The organism is Frigoribacterium sp. PhB160, assembly GCF_003751785.1.
Classification (GTDB): Bacteria; Actinomycetota; Actinomycetes; order Actinomycetales; family Microbacteriaceae; genus Frigoribacterium.
Genome location: NZ_RKIE01000001.1, coordinates 853,782 through 869,443 on the forward strand (window position 1 = coordinate 853,782; position 15,662 = coordinate 869,443).

Sequence of the window (15,662 nt, forward strand, 5' to 3'; positions counted from 1 at the left end):
CCCCGCCGTGACCCCTGTTCGTGGGGTCCGCCCGGGCTGTGACGGATCGTCATCTGTGCATAGGATGGCGCCACGGCGGAGCACCACCGCCTGCACGACTCACCACCGTGCCGCCCGACGACCCACCACCGTCGGACACCCGAGAGCGGCGCCGATGCCGCCCGAGCGTCAAGGATCAGGACGATGAGCCCCTCACCCCGGCACGTCAGCAGCACCGGGCGAACGCCCTCCCGCCACCGGCGGTAGGACGTCCGCCCCTCCGTCGTGCCCGCGGGCTCATCGGCGACGGGACGGCACCGCAGCAGCACCGCACCGCCACAGCAGCACCACAGCACCGAGCACCACAGCACCGATCACACGACAACTGAACACACGCAGGACGCCCCCCGCCTCACCAGCGGGGGGTCCTCAGGATCAGGCGGCGGGCACGTCCCGCCAGGAAGAGGCAGGCACATGCGAGGTCATGTGACCACGGACGACACCCGCGGGCGTCGCATCCACGGAGGGGCCCTCGGGCTCAAGATCGCGGCGACCGCCGCGCTCACCGCGCTCGTCGGGGCGCTCGCCGTCGTGCCGGCCCAGGCCGCGACGACCGACCTCGCCGAGGCCGAGGCGTCCCTGCTCAGCGGCAGCGGGATCGTGGCCCTCGACGACGTGGCCGCCCTCCGCGGGGCCTACTCGGCGACCGGCGCCTCCGGCTCGCTCGGGGTCGTCCGCCCCGGCCTCGACCTCGCCGTCGTCAACGCGCTGGACGTCGGCCTCGGCAGCGTCCGCCTCCTCGGCGGCAACGGCATCCTCACCCTCGGCGTCGCCGGCCAGTACGCCAGCTCGACGCCCACCGGCGCCACCGCCAGCGCGGGCGCCATCGGCGCCGACGGCGCGATCGCGGTGAGCAGCGGCGCGCCCGGCACGGGCGCCACGCTCGACCTGAAGCCCCTGCTCAGCTCCGTGCCCGCCACGGCCGGCGTCCTCAGCGACGTCGAGCTCGGCCTCGGCGCGCTCTCGTCGTCCATCACCGAGACCCGCACCGCCGGCGGCGCGACCACGTCGACCGCCTACCAGGTCGCCGGGGCCCGCTACACGATGACGAGCCCGGCCGTCTCCGCCCTCACCTCGTCGCTCCAGGCGACGGTGACCGGCACGAGCGACGGCATCAACGGCCTCACGGGCCAGGCCGGGGCGCTCGACCGCGCCGTCGCCGGCGTCCGCGGCCCGCTCGAGTCGACCCTGCGCGCCGTGAACGGCCTCGGCCTCGTCGTCGTCGAGACGCCGACCGTCTCGACCACCGTCACCGTCGACCTCAGGTCGACCGTCACCGCCCAGCTGGCAAAGCCGCTCACCTCGGGCCCCGTGACGATCACGCCGAGCTCCGGCCAGGTCGTCGTCGACCTCGGCGCGCTCGACGGGCTCGAGCCGAACACCGACCTGCTGAACCCGGCCCAGGTGACGGCGATCACGGACGGCATCACCGACATCCTCACGAACCAGCTGCCGACGGGCCTGACGACGGCGATCGACGCGGCCGTCCGCGCCACGGCCGTGACGGTCGACCTCAAGGTCGGCGTGGCGGTCCCGGTGGTCCTCGGCGCGGCCGTGCGCGAGTCGCTCACGGTGCAGGTGAAGACCACCCTCGGCGCGCTGCTCGACGGCACCACCCAGGCCAGCGCCGTCACGGTCGGCGGCACCGGGCTCCTCACGACGCTCACCGGCGGCCTCCTCACCGGAGCCGTCAGGGGCGTCGTCACGAGCACCCTCCTCCCCCTCGTCGGCGACGTGTACCGCCCGCTGCTGACCGGCAGCGGCCTCGCCGCCACGACGACCGCCGTCAAGGCGGTCACCGGCGCGACGATCACGACGCTCGCCCCCCTCACGACGCTCCTCCGCCAGCTCGTGACCGTGACGATCAACGCCCAGGACGGCGTCGGCTTCCGCGACGCCCGCGGCACCGACGCCGGCTCGACGAGCGTCCACGCCGTCAGCCTCCGCGTGCTGCCGGCGATCCTCGCCGCCCGCGTCGACCTCGCGACGTCGACCGTGCGCGCCGTGCCCTTCGTCGGGCTCACGGTCGCCACGCCCACCGAGGGCCAGCAGTTCGTCGTCCCGACCGCCGGCGCCACCCGCACGGTGACCCTCACCGGCACCGGCGAGCCCGGCGCCACCGTCCGCGTCGAGGTGCCGGGCGTCGCCCCGGCCACCGGCGTGGTCGGGGCCGCCGGCGCCTGGAGCGTCGCGGTCGCCGCCGTGCCCGCGGGCACCTACGCCGCCGCCGTCACGCAGCTCGTCGGCGGACAGGTCACCGCGACCGCCACGCGCGGGTTCACCGTCGTCACGCAGCAGCCCCTCACGATCACCGACCCGGTCGCCGACCGCGTCTTCACCGTCCTCGACGGCACCTCGACCACCCCCGTCACGGTCTCGGGCCGCGCCACGCCCGGCGCCACCGTGGCCGTCTCGCTCGGCGGCGGCCGCACCGGCAGCGCCCTGGTCGGCACCGACGGAGGCTGGACGACGACCATCGCCGACGTCCCGGTCGGCTCGTACACCGCCTCCGCCACCCAGTCCCTCGGCGGCGACACCTCGGCCGTCGTCACGCGCGGCTTCCGCGTCGCGGCCGGCGCCGCCCTCGCCCTGACGAGCCCCGCTCCCGGCACGACCTACCGGGTGCCCGACGCGTCCTCCGGCCAGGACGTCGTCGTCGCCGGCACCGGCCAGCCCGGCGCCGTCGTGGCGGTCGCCCTCGGCGGCCGCACGCAGGAGGCCACCGTCAGCGGCGGCGGCGCCTGGTCGACGACCTTCACGGCCGTCGGCCCCGGGTCGTACCCGATCAGCGCCCGCCAGACCGTGGGAGGCGCCACCAGCGCCCCGCAGACCACCGACGTCACCGTCACGGCCGCCGACGCCGTCGTCATCACGTCGCCCGACCCCGCCGTGCCCTTCGTGCTCGCCGACCCGTCGTCGACCACCCCCGTCACCGTCAGCGGCACCGCCGACCGCGACGCGCCCGTGCGCGTCGACCTCGGCGGCGGCCTCGTGGCGACCACGACCGCCTCCGGCGCCGGCGCCTGGTCGGTGACCTTCGCCGCCGTCCCGGTCGGCGCGGACCGCACCGTCAGCGTCACCCAGACCGTCGCCGGCGTCACGTCGACCCCGGTCACGCAGCCGCTCGTCGTGCGCGCCGCGGCGCCGCTGGCGATCCTCGCCCCCGACGCCGGCGCCTCCTACCGCGTGCCCACGGCGGGCTCGACGACCACGGTGCCGGTCAGCGGCACCGCCGCGGTCGGCGCGTCCGTCACGGTCTCGCTCGGCACGGGCGTCGCCCCCCGCACCGTGACGGCCACCGACGGCACCTGGTCGGTCTCGTTCACCGGCGTGCCGGTCGGCGGCCGGACGATCTCGGCCACGCAGACCGTCGGCGGGACGACCTCCCCGGCGCAGACGCGACCGATCGCGGTGGTCGCGGGCCAGCCCCTCGTCATCACGACCCCCGCGGTCGACGCGACCGTCACGGTCGCCGGCGCGGACGACGTCGTCGACGTCGTCGTCACCGGCACGGCCGACCCCGGCGCCCGCGTCGACGTCGGCCTGGGCGGCACGCTGCTCGCCTCGACGACCGCGGACGCCGTCACCGGCGACTGGACGGCGACGATCACCGGCGTGGCCGTCGACCGCTACACGCTGGGCGCCACGCAGACCGTGGGCGGCGTGACGTCGCCGATCGTCAGCCAGGGCCTCGTCGTCGCCGCCGGCGCCCCCGTGGTCATCACCCGTCCCGGGGACGACCTGCAGGTCTACTACGTCGCCGGCACCGGCGGCACGACGCCCGTCGTCGTGACCGGCACCGGCCAGCCCGGCGCCGTCGTGACGGTGGCCGTGGGCGACGACCGCGCGGCCGACGTCGTCGTGCCCGTCTCGGGCACGTGGACGGTCTCGGTCCCCGGCGTCCCGGTCGGCTCCTACGTCGTCTCCGCCTCGCAGTCGATCAACGGCACGTCGGCCGACGCCGACGAGTCCCGCGTCGTCGTCGTCGCGGTCGGAGGCGACGTCGTCATCCAGACGCCCGCCGCCGGCACGCGGTACCTCGTCTCGGACGCGGACGGCACGCGCTCGGTCACGGTGAGCGGCACGGCCGTCTCGGGCTCGGGCGCGGACCCCGAGGTGCGCGTCGTCCTCGCCGACGGCACGGGCGCGACCCGCACCGCGACGGCGCCCGTCGTCGACGGCGCGTGGACCGTCGCCTTCGACCTCGTCGGGCCGGGCGACTACACGCTCGGCGCCTCGCAGCGGCAGGGCGGGCTCACCCTGCCGGCCCCGCAGGTCGCCTTCAGCGTCGACGCCTCGGAGGCCCTGGACGTCGTCTCGCCGACCGAGGGCCAGGAGATCGCCGTGACCGGCGACGGCGACGACGCGCCCACGGCGACCGTGCCGTTCTCCGGCACGGCCGCGCCCGGCGCGGTCGTCACCGTCGTCGTCGGCGGCGTCACCGCGCGGGCCACGGCCACCGCCGGCGAGGACGGCCTCTGGTCGACCTCGCTGAGCGGCGTCCCCCTCGGCCAGCGGACCGCCACCGTCACCCAGGCCGTCCCCGGGTCGACCCCGTCGGCCGCCGAGACGCGCCGGTTCGTCGTCGTCGAGGCCGACGACGTGCTCATCGACAGCCCGACGCAGGGCACCGAGTACGTCGTGGCCGGCCCGGTCGTCACGCAGGACGTCCTGCTGCAGGGCACGGCCCAGGGCCTCGCCCCCGTGACCGTCCGCCTGGACGGCGTGGTCGTCGGGTCGACCGTCGCCGACGGCGTCGGCGCGTGGAGCTGGCTGCTGCCCTCCGTGGCCGACGGCGACCACGTCGCCACGGCGACGCAGGTCGTCGGCACGACGACGCAGACCACCGCCGAGCGCGCCTTCTCGGTGCGCGCCGCGACCGCCGCCGTCATCGAGGCCCCCGAGCCGGGCGACGTCGTGCTCGTGCCGAGCGCGACCGCCACGACCGACCTCACCGTGCGGGGCACCGCCGAGCCCGGCGCCCTCGTCCGCGTCGACCTCGGCGACGGCGTCACCGACACCGTCCGTGCCGACGGCGTCACCGGGAGATGGACCGTGGAGTTCGACGAGCTCGGCGTCGGCGGCCGCACGATCTCGGTCACCCAGACCGTCGGCGGCTCGACCTCGTTGCCGGTCACCCAGGTCGTCACGATCGAGGCGGCACCGCCCGTCGTCGTCAGGACGCCTGCCGTCGGCGACGTCTCGGTCGTGGCCGACGCCGTCGTGACGACCCCCGTCGTCATCTCGGGCACGGCCGTGCCCGGCGTCGTCGTCTCCGTCGACCTCGGCCGGCCCGGCGTGCCGGTCACGACCGACACCAGCGACCCCGTCACGGGGGAGTGGTCCGTCACCGTCGAACTCGCCGCCGGCACCTCGACGGCGTCCGTCACGCAGCTGATCGACGGCAGCCCCTCGCCGGCGACGACGCGCGTCGTCGTGGTGGAGGCCGCGCGGGCCGTCGAGGTGACGGCGCCGCAGGTCGACGTGCCGGTGGTCGTCGCCGACCCGGCGGCGACCGTGACCGTGCCCGTCGCCGGCACCGCCGACCCCCGCGCCACGGTCTCCGTGACGATCGACGGCGGCGCTCCCGTCCCCGCGACGGTCGACCCGGTCTCCGGCTCGTGGGCGGTCTCCCTCCCCGGCGTCGGCGTGAGCACCGCCCCGCACGTCGTCTCGGTGACCCAGTCGGTCGGCGGCACGACCTCCGCGCCCGCCACGGTCGACCTCGTCGTCCGCGCCGCCGCGCCCCTCGACGTCGACGCCCCGGCGCCCGGGGCCGTGGTCACGGTGCCCGACGCGCTCGCCACGACCACCGTCACGGTGACCGGCACGGCCGAGCCCGGCGCCCGCGTCCGGGTCGACCTCGGCGACGACCGGGTCGTCTCGACGACCGCCGTCGACGGCGTCTGGACCGTCTCGGTGCCGAGGGTGCCCGTCGGGCGCCACGAGCTCAGCGTGACCCAGTCGATCGGCGGCACGACGTCGCCGGCGCTCACGCAGCTCTTCGTCGTCGAGTCCGCCGCCGCCGTGTCGATCGACACGCCGAGCGACGGCACGGTGCTCCGCCTCGCCGACCCCGCGTCGACGACGACCGTCACCGTGTCCGGCCGGTCGGCCGCCTCGGTCGACGTCCTCGTCGCGCTCGCGCCGGGCCGCACCACGACGGTGCGCTCGAGCCCTGCCGGGGTCTGGACGGCCGTCTTCGAGGGGGTGGGCGTCGACGACTACGCGATCCGCGCCTCCCAGACGGTGGGCGGCGCGTCGTCGACGCCCGTCACGTCCGGCCTCTCGGTCGTCGCCGCCGACGCGGTGCGCATCGGCTCGCCGACCCCCGGCGCCACGATCGTCGTCGTCGACGACGAGGCCACGGCCGACGTGACCGTCTCGGGCACCGCCGAGCCGCGCGCGCCGCTGACCGTCTCGATCGGCGGCCGGAGCGTGCCCACGACCGCGAACGGCGACGGCGCCTGGTCCGTCGTCGTGACCCGCGTGCCCGTCGGCACCGCCGTGCTGAGCGTCACGCAGGCGGTCGGCGGCACCGTGTCGGCTCCCGTCACCCAGGGCCTCACGGTGGCGCCCGCCGACGACCTGACCCTCACGGCGCCCGGCCGGGTCATCGTGCTGCCCGACCCGGCCGGCACGACCGACGTCGTCGTCGCGGGCCGGGCGCAGGCGCTCGCGTCCGTCGCCGTCACCCTCGGCGACGGTCGCAGCTCGACCGTCGACGTCGGGTCCGACGGCACGTGGCGGACGACCTTCGCGGCCGTGCCGGCCGGCGAGTACGTCGTCGCGGCGCGGCAGACGGTGGGAGGCGCGACCTCCGACGTCGTGTCGCAGCGCCTGACCGTCCGTGACGGCGCCGCCCTCGTGGTCGCCGCCCCCGCGGACGGCACGGTGGTCGCCCTGCCCGCGACCGGCGACACGACGCCGCTGGTCTTCTCGGGCACGGCGGAGCCCGGCGCCACGGTGACCGTCGTCCTCGGCGACGGGACCACCGCGACCGACGAGGCGGACGACGACGGCCTCTGGACGGTCACCGTCCCGGGCGTCGCCGTCGGGGACGTCGCCGCGGAGGTCACCCAGACGATCGACGGCCGCACGTCGTCGCCGGTCGCCGTGGACCTCTCGGTGGTCGTCGCGGCCGCCCTGACCGTCACCACCCCGCCCGAGGGCAGCTCGTTCACCGTCCCGACCGCCGCGGGCAGCACCGACGTGGTGCTGACCGGCCGCGGCCAGCCCGGCGCCGCCGTCGCGGTCGTCCTCACGGGCGACGAGACGACCACGGTCCGCACGACGGTGGGCGCCGACGGCACCTGGTCGGCCACCGTGCCGGCCCTCGGGGTCGGCGACTACACGGCGACCGCCACCCAGACGGTCACCGGCGGGACGACCACGCCCGTGGTCCGCGACTTCGACGTCGTGGTCTCGGTCGGCGTCGCCCTGACGGCCCCGCGGCCCGGCACGACGATCGTCGTGATCGACGCCGCCGCGACCGCCGACGTGCCCGTCGCCGGCAGCGCCCGCCCGGGGGCGACCGTCACGGTCTCGCTCGGCGGCCGCACCGCCACGACGACGGCCGACCCGCGGACCGGCCTCTGGTCGACCACGGTCCTCGGCGTGCCCGTCGGCGAGCAGGTGGTCTCGGTCGTGCAGCAGTTCGGCGCGGTCACCACCTCGCCGGTCACGCAGCCCCTCCGGGTCCGGGCGGCGGCTCCCGTCGTCGTGGGCTCGCCGCGGGCGGGCGCGGTCGTGCCGGTCCTCACGGCCGACGACCGCACCGACGTCGTCGTCTCCGGCACGGCCGAGCCGGGAGCGACCGTCCGCGTCGACCTCGGCGGCGGCCGGGTCGCGACGACGACGGCGGGGACGGGCGGCGCGTGGACGTCGACGTTCGACGACCTGCCGGTCGGCTCGTACACGGCGACCGTCTCGCAGCAGCTCGCCGGGGCGACCTCCGCCGCGGTGACGAGCACCTTCAGCGTCGGCGTGGCCGCCCCGCTGGTCGTCTCGGCGCCCGACCCGGGCCTCGTGATCACGGTGGCCGACCGCGACGACACCGTCCCGGTGACGGTCTCGGGCACGGCCCAGGTCGGCGCCATCGTCCGCGTCGACCTCGGCGGCGGCCTGTTCCGCACCGTGCGGGTGCCCGAGTCGGGCGCCTGGTCGGTCGTCCTCGACCGCCTCGCGGTGGGGGAGTACCTGATCACCGTGACGCAGACCGTCGACGGGCGCACTTCGCCGTCGCTCTCGCAGCGGCTCGTCGTGGCGGCCCTGCCCGCCGTGACGATCACCGACCCCGTCGCGGGCGAGCCCGTCACGACCGCCGACCCGTCGCGCACCGCGCCGGTCACGGTCACGGGCACCGCGGCCCCCGGCGCGACCGTCACGGTCGACCTCGGCGGCGGCCTCTCGGCCACCACCACGGCCGACGCGACGACGGGCGCCTGGTCGGTCGTGGTCCCCGGCGTGCCGGTCGGCGACCGCACGATCACCGTGACCCAGGTGCGGGGCGGCCTCACGGGCGACCCCGTCACCCGGCCCCTCGAGGTCGTGGCCGCGCAGCCGGTCGTGCTCCGTGCGCCGGTCGACGGCACCCGCGTGGTCGTCCTGGCCGTCGGCGACGTCGCCGACCTCGTCGTCACCGGTCGGGCCCAGCCCGGCGCCGTCGTGACGGTGCAGCTCTCCGACGGCCGTTCGGTCGACCTCCCGGTCGGCCCCGGCGGCACGTGGACCACCACGTTCGGAGGCGTCCCCACCGGCCCCGCGACGGTCACCGTCCGCCAGTCGGTCGACGGCACCACCTCGGCGCCCGTGACCTCGACGGTCACCGTGGCCGTGGCGGCCCCCGTGGTCGTCCTGTCGCCGCCGAGCGGCTCGGCCGTCACGGTGCCGACCAGCGGGTCGACCACCGCGGTGGTCGTCACGGGCACCGCCGAGCCGGGAGCGACCGTCACGGTCGACCTCGGCGGCGGCCTCACCGGCACCGGCACGGTCCGGGGCGACGGCACCTTCACGGTGTCGGTGCCCGGGGTCGGGCCCGGCAGCTACACGGTCGGCGTCACCGAGACCGTGCCCGCCGGCACCACGCCCGCCGTCGAGCAGCCCCTGAGGGTCGTGGTCGCCGCCCCCGTGGTGATCCGCCAGCCGGCCGCCGGCACGACGATCACCCTCGGCGGGCCCGACGCCCGCACCGACCTGACCGTCTCCGGCACCGCCCAGCCGGGCGTCGCCGTGACGATCGACCTCGGTGCCGGCCGCACGGCCACGGTGACCTCCGACGCCCGCACGGGCGCCTGGTCGACCGTGTTCCGCGACCTCCCGGCCGGGCGCTACGTCGCCTCGGTCACGCAGCGCCTCGGCGCGGTGACCTCGGCCCCGGTCACCCGCGCGGTCGACGTCGTCACCGCCGCGCCCGTCACGCTGGAGGCCCCGGCCGACGGCAGCGGCGTGCTCGTCGCGACCAGCGCCTCCACGACGCCGGTCACGGTCTCGGGCCGGGCGCAGCCCGGCGCCGCGGTCACCGTCGTGCTCGACGGCCGCGCGTCGGTGGTCGTCCGCGCCGGCTCCGACGGCCGCTGGTCGACGACGTTCCGCGACGTCGCGGTGGGCGACCACGCCCTCCGCGCCACGCAGGTCGTCGGCGGGGTCGTCTCGGCCCCGGCCACCTCCGGCTTCTCGGTCGACGTGGCCGACTCGCTGACGGTCACCTCCCCGCGCCCCGACCAGCGTTTCGCCGCCGACGCCTCGGGCACCGCCCCGGTCGTCGTGCGGGGCCAGGCCGAGCCGGGCGCCGAGGTCTCGGTCACGCTCGACTCGGGCGAGACCGTCACCACGCGGGCGAACGCCCAGGGGGCCTGGCAGCTCCCCGTCACGGTCGCCCCGGGCGTGCACGTCGTCTCGGTCCGCCAGACGGTCGCGGGCGGCCTCACCGCCCCGGTCGACGTGCGGTTCGTCGTCGACCCGGCGCCCGCCGTCCCCGTCGCGCCGCTGCGCGTCACCTCGCCCGCCCCGCAGCAGGTGGTGGTCGACGACGACGGCGACGGCACGGTCGACCTGGCCGTCCGCGGCTCGGGCGAGCCCGGCGCCGTGGTGACCGTCGACCTCGGCGGCGGACGCGCCGTCACCGTCACCGTCGGCGACGACGGCGGCTGGGTCGCGACCGTCCCGGGCGTGCCCGTGGGCGAGCAGGTCGTCGTGGTGGACCAGGCCGTCGGCGGCGTCGTGGTCGGCAGCGTGAGCGTGCCGGTCACCGTGGCCGCGCAGGCCGCCGTCGCGCCCCTCCGCGTCACGACCCCGGCGCCGGGCGCCGTCTACCCGGGCGGCACCTCCGGCCGGGCCGACGTCGCCGTGCGGGGCACGGGCCAGCCGGGCGCGGTGCTCTCGCTGTCGCTCGACGGCGGCACGACGCGCACCCTGACGATCGGCGCCGACGGCACCTGGACCGTCTCCCTCGAGGGGGTCCGCTCGGGCTCGCACTCCCTGCTCGTCACCCAGGCCGTGGGAGGCGCGGTGTCGGTCCCCGAGACCGTCGCCTTCTCCGTCGCCCCCGCCGTGCCCGCCGGCACCCTGTCGATCACCGAGCCCGCCCCCGGCGAGCTCGTGCTCGACCTCGACGGCGACGGCGCGGAGGACGTCTGGGTCGGCGGCACCGGCCAGCCGGGCGCGGTCGTCACGGTGACCGCCGGGACCGCCACGCAGACCGTCGTGGTCGGCGCGGACGGCCGCTGGCGGATCCTGTTCCGCTCGCTGGTGCTGGGCGACTACCCGACGACCGCGAGCCAGACGATCGACGGCACGACCGTCTCCGTCGCCGGCGACTTCGTGGTCGCCGACCTCGCCCCCGTCGTGATCACGGCGCCGGTGGCCGGGTCGCAGTTCGTCGCCGACGCCGACGGCACGGCCGTCGTCACGACGTCGGGCACGGCGCAGCCGGGGGCGACCGTCACGGTCCTCCTCGACGGCGGCGACGCCCGGACGGTCGTGGCCGACGCGACGACCGGCGCCTGGTCGGTCACCTGGACCGGCGTGGCCGTGGGCGAGCACGTCGTCACCGCGGCCGAGGCGATCGACGGCGCGACGACCGACCCCGTCACGGTCGGCTTCTCGGTCGTGGGCGTCGACGGCGGACCGGTCACCCCGGGCGACCCGGACGACCCGGGCACGCCCGGCGACCCCGGCACGCCTGGTGACCCCGGCACGCCTGGCACGCCTGGCACGCCTGGCACGCCTGGCACGCCCGGCACGCCTGGCACGCCTGGCACGCCTGGCACGCCCGGCACGCCCGGCACGCCTGGCACGCCCGGCACGCCTGGCACGCCTGGCACGCCCGGTGCAGGGCCGCTCCCCGGAGCGCCCGGCTTCCCGGGCCTCGCCGGCCAGCCCGGCCAGGTGCTGCCCGCCCCGACCCAGGCGGGGCCGTCCGGCCTCGCCTACACCGGATCGGACGCCCTCGGGTGGGCGTCCGCCGGTGCCGGCATCCTCCTGCTCGGCCTCGGTCTGCTCACGGCGGGCCGACTGCGCCGGCGGCTCAGGACGAGGAAGCCGTAGCACCGGGTCGTGTCCCGCCCCGTTCGGGTCGGGTCGGGCCACGACGAACGACGACCCCCGCGCCCCGTGCGCGGGGGTCGTCCTCGCGTCCGGGACCCGGAGGCGCGCTGTCGGTGGTCACGACTACTCTCGTACCGTGGTCACCGCCCTGTATCGCCGTTACCGGCCAGAGAACTTCGCCGAGCTCATCGGCCAGAACCAGGTGACGGATCCGCTGCGAACGGCGCTCCGCACCGACCGCGTCAACCACGCGTACCTGTTCAGCGGGCCGCGCGGCTGCGGCAAGACGACCTCGGCGCGCATCCTCGCGCGCTGCCTCAACTGCGCCCAGGGCCCCACCGACACGCCGTGCGGCGTCTGCCCCTCGTGCGTCGAGCTGGCCCGCGACGGCGGCGGCTCGCTCGACGTCATCGAGATCGACGCCGCGAGCCACAACGGCGTCGACGACGCGCGCGACATCCGCGACCGGGCGATCTTCGCGCCCGCCCGCGACCGCTTCAAGATCTTCATCCTCGACGAGGCCCACATGGTCACGCCGCAGGGCTTCAACGCGCTGCTCAAGGTCGTCGAAGAGCCGCCCGAGCACGTCAAGTTCATCTTCGCGACGACCGAGCCCGACAAGGTGATCGGCACGATCCGGTCCCGCACGCACCACTACCCGTTCCGCCTCGTGCCGCCCGCGCAGATGCTCGAGTACGTCCACGAGCTCAGCGCCTCCGAGGGCGTCGAGGCAGCCCCGGGCGTCCTGCCCCTCGTTGTCCGCGCCGGCGGCGGCTCGGTGCGCGACACCCTCTCGCTGCTCGACCAGCTCATGGCCGGCAGCGACGCCGGCGGCATCGAGTACGAGCGCGCCGTCGCCCTGCTCGGCTACACGCACGCCTCCCTCCTCGACGAGGTCGTCGAGGCGCTCGGCGCCCGCGACGGGGCGGCCGCTTTCGCGGCGGTCGACCGCGTCGTCCAGACCGGGCAAGACCCGCGCCGCTTCGTCGAAGACCTCCTCGAGCGCCTCCGCGACCTCATCGTCGTCGGGGCGACCGTCGAGGGCGCGGCCGCCGTGCTACGCGGCGTCACGGCCGACGAGCTGACGCGCCTCACGGCCCAGTCGCACGCCTTCGGTGCCGCCGAGCTGTCGCGCTCGGCCGACGTCGTCAACCGAGCCCTCACCGACATGACGGGCGCGACCTCGCCTCGCCTCCACCTCGAGCTCATGATCGCCCGCGTGCTCGTGCCCGAGGCCGACGAGAGCACCCGGGGCGCCCTCGCCCGGGTCGAGCGGCTCGAGCGCCGCGTCGGCGTCGACGGCACGGCCGGGGCAGCCGGCGCCGCACCTGCCACCGCGGCGCCCGCCGTGGTCGCCCCGGCCGTCGCCGCCTCGTCGGCGGTGCCGCGGTCGGAGCTCGCCGCGGCGACGCCGCCCGCCCCGGTCACGGCCCCGCGCTCGTCGTCCGGCACGACCGAGCCGGCCCCGCCCTCGGCGCCGCACTCCGCCGCCTGGGCACAGACCCCGGTCGTGCACGACGCCGTGCCGCCGGCGTCGGAGCGACCCGCGACGCCCGTCGGCCCGGTCAGCCTGCAGCAGCTGCGCGACGCGTGGCCCGAGATCGTCGAGGTCGTCGAGAAGTCGAAGCGCACGGCGTGGATGGTCGTCGTCACGGCGACCGTGCAGGCGTTCGCCGACGACGTGCTCACGCTCACGTTCCCGAGCGCCGTCGACGTCGAGAGCTTCAAGAAGCCGCAGGGCGCCGGCGAGGGCGTGAGCGAGCACCTCCGCCGCGCGATCCAGCAGGTGCTCGGCGTCAAGGTCAAGTACATCGCCCGCGTCGAGGGGCCCGCCGACGCCCACCCGACCGCCCCCGGGGCGCCGGCGTCGACCGAGGTGCCGGCGCCCGCCGCCGCGCCGGCGTCGGCCGCCGCCCCCGCGACGACCACCGCCCCGGCAGCCGCACCGGAGCCCGCCCGCGAGGCGACGGCTCCGTCCCGTCCCGAGCAGGTCTCGTCGCCGGTCCGCCAGGCACCGGCCCCCGCTCGCGAGACGCCGGCGCCGTCGCGCGCCGAGCCGGCCCCGGCGGCCGCCCCGCGACCCGTCGCCGCGACCCCGCCCTCCGGCCCCGTCACCGGCTGGGACGTCGCGACGATCCCGCAGAGCGGCCCGCCCGAGCCCGACGAGCCCGAGCACATCACCGAGGAGCCCCCGGGGGGCGTGCCGACGGTCGACGCGGCGCCGCCGCCCGCCGAGGTCGTCACTCCCGGCGCGTCGGCCCCGCGGTCGGCGCCGACCGCCCCGGCGACGGGCGGCGGGGCGCCCGCGCGCACCGCGCCTCCGGCCGGTCCCTCCGCCCCCGAGCGTCGCCAGGCGGCGGGCGACCCCCGACGGGGCATCCCCGCCGGCTCGCGCTACGGCGAGGCCGTGGTGCGCGAGATCCTCGGCGCCCAGTTCATCGAAGAAGAGACGATCGCGCCCAGCGTCACGCCTCAGAGAAGCGAGTAGCCCGTGTACGAGGGAATCGTCCAGGAGCTGATCGACGAGTTCGGCCGCCTCCCGGGCATCGGGCCGAAGTCGGCCCAGCGCATCGCGTTCCACATCCTGCAGACCGAGACGTTCGACACCACGCGGCTGTCGGAGCTGCTCATGGACGTCAAGACGAAGGTGCGGTTCTGCGAGGTGTGCGGCAACGTCACCGAGGAGGCGACCTGCTCGATCTGCCGCGACCCGCGGCGGTCGCCGGCGACCATCTGCGTCGTCGAGGAGGCCAAGGACGTCCAGGCGATCGAGCGCACCCGCGAGTTCCGCGGGCTGTACCACGTGCTCGGCGGGGCGATCAGCCCGATCGACGGCGTCGGGCCCGACGACCTGCGCATCCGCCAGCTCGTCCAGCGCCTCGCCGACGACACCGTGCAGGAGGTCATCATCGCGACCGACCCGAACCTCGAGGGCGAGGCGACCGCGACCTACCTGTCGCGCATGCTCGCGCCCTTCGGGCTGCGCGTGACGCGCCTGGCCTCGGGCCTGCCCGTCGGCGGCGACCTCGAGTACGCCGACGAGGTCACCCTCGGCCGCGCCTTCGAGGGCCGGCGCCTGGTCTCCGAGTAGCCGGGGCGTCCCGACGGGCTCAGAGGCGCGCGCGCCGGGCCCGCACGAAGCAGTAGAGGCCGTACGCCATGAGGCCGACGGCGACGGCACCCAGCACGACGGCCCCGGAGGGCAGCTCGGCCAGGGCCTTCAGCGCCCCGTCGAGCCCGGTCGCCTCGCTCGGGTCGGCGGTGACCGCGGCGATCCCGAAGAGCACGCCGACGACGGCGACCGCGACGCCCTTCGCGACGTAGCCGACGACGCCGAGCGCGACCGTGCCCCGGCCTCCCGTGCCGCTCGGCAGCACGAGGTCCTCGCGGAAGCGCTGCGTCACGCCCTTGACGACGAAGTACACGCCGACCGCCACGACCGCGAGGGCGACCACGACGAGCAGCACCACGCCGCCCGGTGCCCCGAGCAGCCGGGCGCTCAGCGTCTGCGTCTGGTCGGAGCTGTCGGAGGAGGAGCCCCGGGCGAACGTCAGGGCCGTCGACGCGACCGCGAGGTAGGCGACGCCCTTGCCGCCCTGCTTCGCGCGCTCGCCCCACGCCTCCTTGTCGGTGCCCCGCACGAGGCCGGCCTCGAGCAGCTGGAACAGGCCCAGCGCCCCGAGCCCGACGACGATGAGCCAGAGCAGGAAGACCCCGCCCGGCCGCGACGCGAACTGCCCGAGGGCCCCGCCCTGGTCGGCCTCGCCCCCGCCGCCGGTGGCGACCCCGAGGGCGATCACGCCGATCACGACGTGGAGGAGCCCGTTCATGGCGAAGCCCGTGCGCGCGGCGACGGTGAGGGCTCGGCTGTCCTGGACGCGGCTGGCGGCGCCGCGGGCCTGTTCGGTGGTGTCGGGCATCGCTCCACCGTACGGGCGGGACGCGACCGACGACCACGAGGGGCGACCGACGCCCCGTCGTCCCACGCCCGGGCGTGAGGGCGAAACACGGCGGCGGCACTCGGTAGGATCGGCCATCGCAGGTGCGCGTCGTCCCCGAGCGCCCCGAGTCAACAG

The 15,662-nt window shown here is 76.9% G+C and carries 4 protein-coding genes; 3 read left to right on the forward strand and 1 reads right to left on the reverse strand.

Annotated features, from left to right (window positions below; translation table 11 throughout):
* Nucleotides 1–465: 465 nt before the first annotated feature.
* The 3 genes from EDF38_RS15830 (at nucleotide 466) to recR (ending at nucleotide 14,677) form a co-directional block, all read left to right on the forward strand.
* Nucleotides 466–11,586, forward strand: coding sequence for a hypothetical protein (locus EDF38_RS15830; protein ID WP_158613313.1), 11,121 nt, complete (start codon nucleotides 466–468; stop codon nucleotides 11,584–11,586).
* Between the two features lie 136 nt (nucleotides 11,587–11,722).
* Entirely contained in the window at nucleotides 11,723–14,074 is a 2,352-nt protein-coding gene (locus tag EDF38_RS04130; protein ID WP_123354098.1) for a DNA polymerase III subunit gamma and tau, read from the forward strand.
* A gap of 3 nt (nucleotides 14,075–14,077) precedes the next feature.
* Nucleotides 14,078–14,677: a recombination mediator RecR gene (gene recR / locus EDF38_RS04135; RefSeq protein ID WP_123354099.1), complete on the forward strand. Its 600-nt coding sequence runs from the start codon at nucleotides 14,078–14,080 to the stop codon at nucleotides 14,675–14,677.
* A 19-nt stretch (nucleotides 14,678–14,696) separates the two neighbouring features.
* Here the strand turns inward: recR and EDF38_RS04140 are convergent, their stop codons facing one another.
* Nucleotides 14,697–15,506, reverse strand: a complete 810-nt coding sequence (locus EDF38_RS04140; RefSeq protein WP_123354100.1) for a DUF1206 domain-containing protein — start codon at nucleotides 15,504–15,506, stop codon at nucleotides 14,697–14,699.
* Nucleotides 15,507–15,662: the final 156 nt, after the last annotated feature.